The 7,385-nt window shown below is 69.5% G+C and carries 7 protein-coding genes and 1 tRNA gene; 3 read left to right on the forward strand and 5 right to left on the reverse strand.

The window, feature by feature from the left end; genetic code table 11:
* Positions 1-16: 16 nt before the first annotated feature.
* The 3 genes from crtI to ACTIE9_RS05450 are packed head-to-tail and all read right to left on the reverse strand — an operon-like array spanning position 17 to position 3,575.
* On the reverse strand, positions 17-1,606 hold the full coding sequence (crtI, locus tag ACTIE9_RS05440) for a phytoene desaturase family protein (protein ID WP_439564562.1): 1,590 nt from the start codon (positions 1,604-1,606) through the stop codon (positions 17-19).
* The gene (locus ACTIE9_RS05445; RefSeq protein WP_439564563.1) at positions 1,603-2,508 is read right to left on the reverse strand and encodes a phytoene/squalene synthase family protein; all 906 of its coding nucleotides are present in this window, start codon (positions 2,506-2,508) and stop codon (positions 1,603-1,605) included. The genes crtI and ACTIE9_RS05445 overlap by 4 nt, the downstream gene beginning before the upstream one ends.
* Positions 2,505-3,575, reverse strand: a complete 1,071-nt coding sequence (locus ACTIE9_RS05450) for a polyprenyl synthetase family protein (RefSeq protein ID WP_439564564.1) — start codon at positions 3,573-3,575, stop codon at positions 2,505-2,507. The genes ACTIE9_RS05445 and ACTIE9_RS05450 overlap by 4 nt, the downstream gene beginning before the upstream one ends.
* A gap of 20 nt (positions 3,576-3,595) precedes the next feature.
* Here ACTIE9_RS05450 and idi point away from each other — a divergent pair, with 20 nt between their 5' ends.
* Positions 3,596-4,135: an isopentenyl-diphosphate Delta-isomerase gene (idi, locus tag ACTIE9_RS05455; protein WP_439564565.1), complete on the forward strand. Its 540-nt coding sequence runs from the start codon at positions 3,596-3,598 to the stop codon at positions 4,133-4,135.
* Here idi and ACTIE9_RS05460 read toward each other — a convergent pair.
* Entirely contained in the window at positions 4,117-6,150 is a 2,034-nt protein-coding gene (locus ACTIE9_RS05460) for an ATP-binding protein (RefSeq protein WP_439564566.1), read from the reverse strand. The two genes, idi and ACTIE9_RS05460, sit on opposite strands and share 19 nt — an antisense overlap.
* 80 nt (positions 6,151-6,230) lie before the next feature.
* Between ACTIE9_RS05460 and ACTIE9_RS05465 the strand changes: the two genes are divergently transcribed.
* Positions 6,231-6,596 (forward strand): response regulator transcription factor, encoded by a 366-nt coding sequence (locus ACTIE9_RS05465; RefSeq protein WP_439564567.1) that lies wholly within the window; start codon positions 6,231-6,233, stop codon positions 6,594-6,596.
* A 9-nt stretch (positions 6,597-6,605) separates the two neighbouring features.
* Here the strand turns inward: ACTIE9_RS05465 and dcd are convergent, their stop codons facing one another.
* Complete coding sequence (gene dcd, locus ACTIE9_RS05470; protein ID WP_439564568.1) at positions 6,606-7,196, reverse strand: dCTP deaminase; 591 nt, start codon at positions 7,194-7,196, stop codon at positions 6,606-6,608.
* A 62-nt stretch (positions 7,197-7,258) separates the two neighbouring features.
* On the opposite strand from dcd, the gene ACTIE9_RS05475 reads away from it, so the two are divergent.
* Positions 7,259-7,329, forward strand: a tRNA-Gly gene (locus tag ACTIE9_RS05475).
* Positions 7,330-7,385 lie beyond the last annotated feature (56 nt).

The raw sequence follows: 7,385 nt of genomic DNA on the forward strand, positions 1-7,385 counted from the left end.
ATCCGCGTTCGAGAGGTCAGGCGGCGGCGGTCGCCGGATCGGCCGAGGCCGCACCGACCGTGCGCTCGAGGGGCTCGGGCAGCGGGCCCGTCGAGGTGTCGCCGCGCAGCCGCTTGACGAGGATCTCGGCGCTGATGAGGCACATGGGCAGGCCGATGCCGGGGATCGTCGAGCCGCCCGCGTAGTACAGCCCCTTGACCTTCTTGGAGACGTTGCCGGCTCGGAAGAAGGCGCTCTGCGACAGGATGTGCGCCGGCCCGAGGGCCGTGCCCCGCCACGCGTTGAGGTCGTCGTTGAAGTTGCCCGGGCCGTAGGTGCGGCGCACGACGATACGGTCGGCGAGGTCGGGGATCTTCGCCCACTCGGAGATCTGCGCGACGATGCGATCGCCGTAGACCTCGAGCGGGGTGTCGCCGTCACCGTCGACGTCGCCGCGCCCGAACGAGAGGTCGGCGGGTGCGGGAACGAGCACGAAGACGTTCTCGTGCCCGTCGGGGGCGACCGAGGGGTCGATGCCGCTGGGCTTGCAGATGTAGAGCGAGGCCGGATCGGGCAACGTCGGCTGCGGCCCGAAGATCGACTCGAAATTCTCGCGCCAGTTGGCCGTGAAGAGCAGCGTGTGGTGCTCGAGCTGCGGCAGCTCGCCCTTCACCCCCAGATACATGAGCAGGGCGCTCGGGCCCGCCGTCTTCTTGTCCCAGTACGACTGCGGGTAGGTCTGCAGCTCGGGGCTCAGCAGCTGGGTCTCGCTGTGGTGCAGGTCGGCGGCCGAGACGACGATGTCGGCCTCGATGACCTCGCCCCCCTCGAGCTCCACCCCGCGAGCCTGCCTCGTGGCCGGGTCGACGATGATGCGCGCGACGGGCGACGAGGTGCGGATGCTCACCCCCTGCTCTGCGGTCACCGCGGCGATGCGCTCGATGAGGCGCGTGAAGCCGCCCATCGGGTACAGCACCCCGTCGGTCAGATCGAGGTGCGACATGAGGTGGTACATGCTCGGCGTGAGGAACGGCGACGACCCCAGGAACACGGCGGGGTAGCCGAGGATCTGGCGCAGCCGCAGATCGCGGAACCGCCGTGCGACATAGTCGTCGAGGTTCTGCAGCAGCATCTTGACGAGCTTGGCGGTGCGAACGAGCACGTCGCCGCGCAGCAGCGGCCCGAACGAGGCGAAGCTCGTGTAGAGGAACCGCTTCTTCGCCATCTCGTAGGTGTCGAGGGCGGAGTCGAGGTACGTCGAGAGCTTCGCGCCCGCGCCGGGCTCGATCGACTCGAAGAGCGCGATGTTCTCCTCGCGCGAGGCGGCGATGTCGGTGGGGGTGTCGAAGCCCTGCGTGATCACGCGATAGCCGGGGTCGAGCTGCACGAGCTGCAGCTGCTCGGCGGCGCTCGTGCCGCACAGCTTGAAGAAGTGGTCGAACACCTCGGGCATGAGGTACCACGAGGGGCCCATGTCGAAGCGGAAACCGTCTTTCTCCCACGAGCCGGCACGGCCGCCGACCTCGGGCTGCTTCTCGACGAGGGTCACGTCGTGGCCGTCGCGCGCGAGCAGCGCGGCGCTCGCGAGGCCGGCGATCCCTCCACCGATGACGACGACGCGGCTCATGCTGATGCTCCGATCGAGGAAGCGCTCGCGGCAGCGCGCGGGCGGGGCGTGCGACCCGCGAGCGCGCCGAGCGCGATGCGGGCCTTGACGGGGTCGGGAACGCGCACGCGGGCGCGGATGAGCTCGCTCGCGGGGGTCTTGCGGAGGCGCACGGAGAGCTCGGCGAACAGACCCTGGGCCAGGGCGACTGCGCGGCGGCTGCCCTTCGGCAGTTCGGGGATCACCGCTGCCGAGACGCGCAGATCGTCGTCGATGTCGTCGAGCAGCCGCACCTTGTCACCTTCCGTGAATGAGCCGACGCTCACCCCGGGGAAGTAGCTGCGGCCGAGCGTTTCGAAGTCGGCCGAAAGATCGCGCAAGAAGTTGACCTTCTGGAAGGCCGCTCCGAGGGCGCGCGCACCGGCGACCAGGCGTTCATTCTGCTCGTCGTCGATGTCCATCCCCTGCACGAACGCCCGGAGGCACATGAGTCCGACGACCTCAGCAGAGCCGTAGACGTAGCGCTCGAAGCTCTCCTGGTCATGCTCGGTGTCGGTGAGGTCCATGCGCATCGAGTGGAAGAAGGGCTCGGTGAGCTCCTCACCGAAGCCCACCGCACGCGCCGTGCGGGCGAACGCGTGCACGACGAGATTGGTGCTGTAGCCGGAGGCCATGGCGGCGTTCGTCTCGGCCTCGAACTCGTTCAGGTAGCGCGCCGCGTGCACGGCGTCGAGGCCGGCCTCGGCCACGCCGCCGTCGACGATCTCGTCGGCGACGCGCACGAGGGCGTAGATGTTCTCGACGTGCTGGCGCACCGCCGCATCGAGCAGTCGGGAGGCGAGCCCGAACGAGGTGGAGTAGCGGCGGATGACCACCCCGGCCGTCTCGTCGGCGACGCGGTCGTACAGGCTCAAGCGGTTCATCTCACCCGTTTCAGCACGGTCTCGGCGACGGGGTGCAGCTCGTCGCGCAGAGACGAGGGAATGTGCGGCTCGGCCAGGCGGGCCAGCGCGCGGTTGGCGTACCCGCGCGCGAGGTCGTCGGCGAAGGCGCGCGCACCGCACTCGATGAGCAGCGAGCGGGCTTCGGCGGCCTCGTCGACGCTCAGGTCGGCCTTGCCGATGAGGTCGCATAGTCGCGCCCAGGCGGGCGTCGAGCAGGCGAAGGCGATCATGACGGTGCGCTTGCCCTCGCGCAGATCGCCGATCGTGGTCTTGCCGGTCGACTCCTCTTCGCCGAAGACCCCGAGCACGTCATCCACGATCTGGTAGGCGATGCCGATATCGCGCCCGAAGTCGCCGAGGCTGTCGACGGTCTGCTCGCTCGCCCCGGCGAGGATGGCGCCGGCCTGCAGCGGCGTCTCGAACGAGTAGACGGCGGTCTTGAGGCGCTCCATCGTGAGAATGTCGTCGACGAGCGGCATGTCGGGGTCGATCGAGAAGTCGACGTCGATGAGCTCGCCTGCCGCGCTCGCGAACATCGCCTCGTCGAGCACGTCGAGCAGTCGCTCGCGCAGCGGAGAACCCACGCCGCTCTTGTCGATGAGCCGGTAGGCGTTGAAGAGGGCCAGATCGCCCGCGATGACGGCGGCTGAGACGCCGCGGTGCTCGGCGATCTCGACGCTCACGCCGCGGTCAACGGCATGGTCGCGATACGCGCCAGAGATGTTCGGGATGCCCCTCCGCACGAAATCGCGATCGATCACGTCGTCGTGCACGATGAGGGCGGTGTGCAGCAGCTCGAAGGAGGCGCCCACGTAGGCCGCGGCATCCATGTCAGAACCGCCGAGGCCCGCATACGCGGCCATGACCATGCGGGGGCGGAAGCGCTTGCCGCCCTGCGTGTTGCGCTCGAGCAGACCCCAGAGGTGCTCGTAGTGCTGACCGAGAGGAGCGGCGCGCTTCTTGGATAGGCTGAAGAAGCGCTCCAGCACAGCGTCGACCATGGCCGCTCGCGACTCTGCGATCGCCTCCAGGTCGTTCCTCTTCACCCGAGCAGACTACCCGGCCCATGAGCGAATCCCCTGAGACCGTCGTTCTCCTTGCCGACGACGGCACCGTGATCGGCACGGCGCCGAAGGCGACCGTGCACACGGCCGACACGCCCCTGCACCTGGCGTTTTCGTGCCACGTGTTCGACGCGGCGGGGCGCGTGCTCGTGACCCGCCGGGCGCTCGGCAAGAAGACCTGGCCGGGGGTGTGGACGAACTCGTTCTGCGGGCATCCGGCTCCCGGTGAAGACGTCGCCGAAGCGATCGCGCGCCGGGCCGAGCGCGAGCTCGGGCTCGGTCTCACCGATGTGCGCGTCGCCCTCCCCGACTTCCGCTACCGCGCCGTCGACGCCTCGGGCGTCGTCGAGAACGAGATCTGCCCGGTCTACACCGCCCGCGCCGAGGGCGAGGTCTCGGCCGCCGCCGATGAGGTCGCCGAGTGGGCCTGGCTCGACCCGGCCGAGCTGCGAGCCGCCGTCACGGCCGCGCCCTTCGCCTTCAGCCCGTGGATCGGCTGGCAGCTCGCCGCGTGGCACGGAGACTACGCGCCCGCCCCCTGACCCGGCGTCGCCTCCGCGACCTGCACGCGCCGGCGCGGCACGCGCACCACCGCCGTCGTGCCGTGCACGCCGTCGGAGACGAGCTCGACCTCGCCGCCGATGCGCTGCCGCACGAGTGCCCGAACGATGGGCAGGCCCAGGCCCGTGCCGGGAACATCGCGATGGTGCGGCGATTGCACGCGGTAGAAGCGATCCCAGACCACCTCCTGCTCCGCGAGCGGGATGCCCGGCCCTTCGTCGGCGATGCGCAGTTCGAGCGCCTCGGCGTCCTCCGTCAGCGTCACGGTGACCGTGCCGCCGACAGGGCTGAACTTCACGGCGTTCGAGAGCAGGTTCGAGCACACGCGCGCGAGGTCCTGCTCGACGCCCAGGATGCTCACCGGATGATCCGGCAGGCGCAGGTCGACCCGCACGTCGCGGCCGGGCGTGACGAGCCCCGTCGCGTCCTCCACGCATTCCGTCAGGAGGCGCCCGACGTCGACCTCGACAGCCGGGCGAGGAGCGGCCTCTGCGCTGGAGAGCTGGCTCAGCTCGAGAACGTCTTCGATGACGTCGGCGAGGCGACGGGCGTTGCGGTGGATGATGCGCCCCGCGAGCCGGTTGGCGTCATCGAGGTCGGCCTCGGTCAACTGCTCCGCGAAGCCCAAGATGCTCGTCACCGGCGTGCGCAGCTCGTGGCTCACCGAAGCGATGAAGTCGTCCTTCTGGCGGTTGAGCTCGCGCAGCTCATCGGCGGCCGCGAGCGCCGTGCGCTCCCGGCGATCGCGCGCCGTGACATCCGTGAAGATGATCGTCACGATCGGTCGGCCCCCGGCCTGGGAGAAGGTGGCGACATCGACGTCGTAGCGCCGTGACCCCCGCACGAGCTCGACCCGCCCCGACTGCTCGGCCCGCACGAGATCGTCGATCGCCGAGAAGCCCAGCAGGGGTTGATCGGCCCGAGCCGTCAGCATCCGGTTCTCCCACTCGCCCGGCAGATCGTTCCAGCCGAGCGCTTCGAGCGCAACCGGGTTGACCCCGACGATGCGGATGCGGCCCGAGTCGAGGCGCTCGCCGATGAAGATGCCCGTGTCGGCGCTCACGATGCCTCCGCGCAAGAGCGCCTGGCGGGCCTCGAACTGCGTCACCACGTTGGCCCACTCGTTGCGGGCGGCTGACACGAAGAGCGCGGCGGTCGCGTTGACGATGAAGAACAGTTGCAAGAGCTCGATGGTCGTGCGGGTGCCGTCGTCGGCGTACAGGGCGAAGGGCCCACCCCCGAGCGCGGTGAGCACGGTGACGGCGAGCGCCATGACGATGAGCTCGATCGCGAGGAGGAGGGTCGAGAGGCGGAAGGCCGCCCAGAGCAGGGCGACGAACGGCACGAAGGCGATCGGCATCGTGGTGCCCGGCCAGAAGACGACCGCGATGACGGCCGCGAGCAGCAGCGCCTGGGCCACCGACTCGCCCACCCCCGCCAGCCGGCCGAGGCGCCGACTCACCAGCCCGAGCGGCACGACGATGACGAGGGCCGAGAAGTGCGAGGCGATGAGCGACAGGAAGATCGGCACGAAGTCATCGCCGCGCAGAAGGGTCGCGGTGAGGCCCGCGAGAACGCCGATCGCGAGAGACCCGAGCAGCGACGCGAGGATGAGCCGACTCACATCGCGCGGGCTGTCGAGTCGCGAATCCGGGCCGCCCCCCGTGAGCACCCGCGCGACGATCCAGGCCTCGGTGGCGTTGGCGATGCCGAACAGCACGGCCACCAGCAACTCGCGCCCGCCGAGCACATTGCCCGCCGCCGTGATCGCGGCGATGCCCCCCGCCGCGACGAGCCGCGTGCCGCGCGAGGCGAGCAGGGCGATGACGCTCAAGCCCGCCGCCGGCCACCACGCCGCCACCGTCGCGTTCAGCGGGCTGAGACTCACCGAGGCGAAGCTCACTGCGCCCGCGACGACGATGAGCCCGACGACGCCGACGCGACGGGCGGGGGTCGTCGACCGCCAGAGCGTCGATGCGAAGCCTTCGTGGCCCATTGAGATTCCTCCCCTGAACGCTCCTGTCGCCGCGCCTCTTTCGTGAGAGACTACGCACCAGATGCCGGGGAGGGAATCGCATGGCTCATGTGCTGATCGTCGAGGATGAGCCCGACGTGCTGCTGCTCCTCGAGAATCGCATGCGGGGCGCCGGCCACGAGGTCGAGAGCGTCACCGACGGAGAGCAGGCGCTCGAGGCCATCGCGCATCGCGAGCCCGCGGTGATCATCCTCGACTGGATGATGCCCAAGCTCGACGGCCTCGAAGTTCTGGAGCGCTTACGCACCACCGACACCGAGCGCCGCATGAAAGTGCTCATGCTCACCGCGAAGTCGCAGCAGCACGACATCGATCGGGCCTACGCCGCGGGCGCCGACGACTACATCGTCAAGCCCTTCAGCTCGCGCGACCTGATCGACCGGGTCGCGGCGCTCGCCGGGGGCTGACCGCCGCGACTACTCCCCGGCGGGCGCGATCTCGGTGCGGTGGAAGTTCTGCCACGAGCGCGACGCGGTCGGCCCGCGCTGCCCCTGGTAGCGGTTGAGGTACTGCCCCGTGCCGTAGGGGTTCTCGGCCGGCGACGAGAGCCGGAAGAAGCACAGCTGCCCGATCTTCATGCCGGGCCAGAGCGTGATCGGCAGCGTCGCGACATTGCTGAGCTCGAGCGTCACATGCCCCGTGAAACCGGGATCGATAAAGCCCGCCGTCGAATGGGTGAGCAGACCCAGCCGCCCGAGCGAGCTCTTGCCCTCCAGGCGCGCCGCGACGTCATCCGGCAGCGTCACCTGCTCGTACGTCGACCCCAGCACGAACTCGCCCGGGTGCAGGATGAACGGCTCGCCCGCCTTCGCCTCGACCAGTCGCGTGAGGTCGGGCTGCTCCTCCGCCGGGTCGATGAACGGGTACTTGTGGTTGTCGAACAGCCGGAACAGCGAGTCGAGTCGCACGTCGACGCTCGACGGCTGCACCATCCCCAGGTCGAGCGGATCGAGGCCGATGCGGCCCGACGTGAGTTCGGCCCGGATGTCGCGATCGCTCAGCAGCATGCGGCCAGCCTAGCGAGGCGGTCAGGTTCGCTACACTGACAAGGCACCTCTGCGGTGCGACTGGGGATGTAGTTCAATGGCAGAACTTCAGCTTCCCAAGCTGATAGCGCGGGTTCGATTCCCGTCATCCCCTCGGTGTGATGTCTCACGACATCGTGGACGGGTGAACCCCCAATTTCGGGGTTCGCC

This window comes from Microcella sp. (assembly GCF_051860105.1).
Taxonomy (GTDB): Bacteria; Actinomycetota; Actinomycetes; order Actinomycetales; family Microbacteriaceae; genus Microcella.

What these genes read in the sequence shown, in the direction of transcription:
- dcd (WP_439564568.1), bottom strand. Translation starts at nt 7,196, where the DNA reads ATGCTGCTGAGCGATCGCGACATCCGGGCCGAACTCACGTCGGGCCGC.
- ACTIE9_RS05460 (WP_439564566.1), bottom strand. Translation starts at nt 6,150, where the DNA reads ATGGGCCACGAAGGCTTCGCATCGACGCTCTGGCGGTCGACGACCCCC.
- ACTIE9_RS05445 (WP_439564563.1), bottom strand. Translation starts at nt 2,508, where the DNA reads ATGAACCGCTTGAGCCTGTACGACCGCGTCGCCGACGAGACGGCCGGG.
- ACTIE9_RS05465 (WP_439564567.1), top strand. Translation starts at nt 6,231, where the DNA reads ATGGCTCATGTGCTGATCGTCGAGGATGAGCCCGACGTGCTGCTGCTC.
- idi (WP_439564565.1), top strand. Translation starts at nt 3,596, where the DNA reads ATGAGCGAATCCCCTGAGACCGTCGTTCTCCTTGCCGACGACGGCACC.
- crtI (WP_439564562.1), bottom strand. Translation starts at nt 1,606, where the DNA reads ATGAGCCGCGTCGTCGTCATCGGTGGAGGGATCGCCGGCCTCGCGAGC.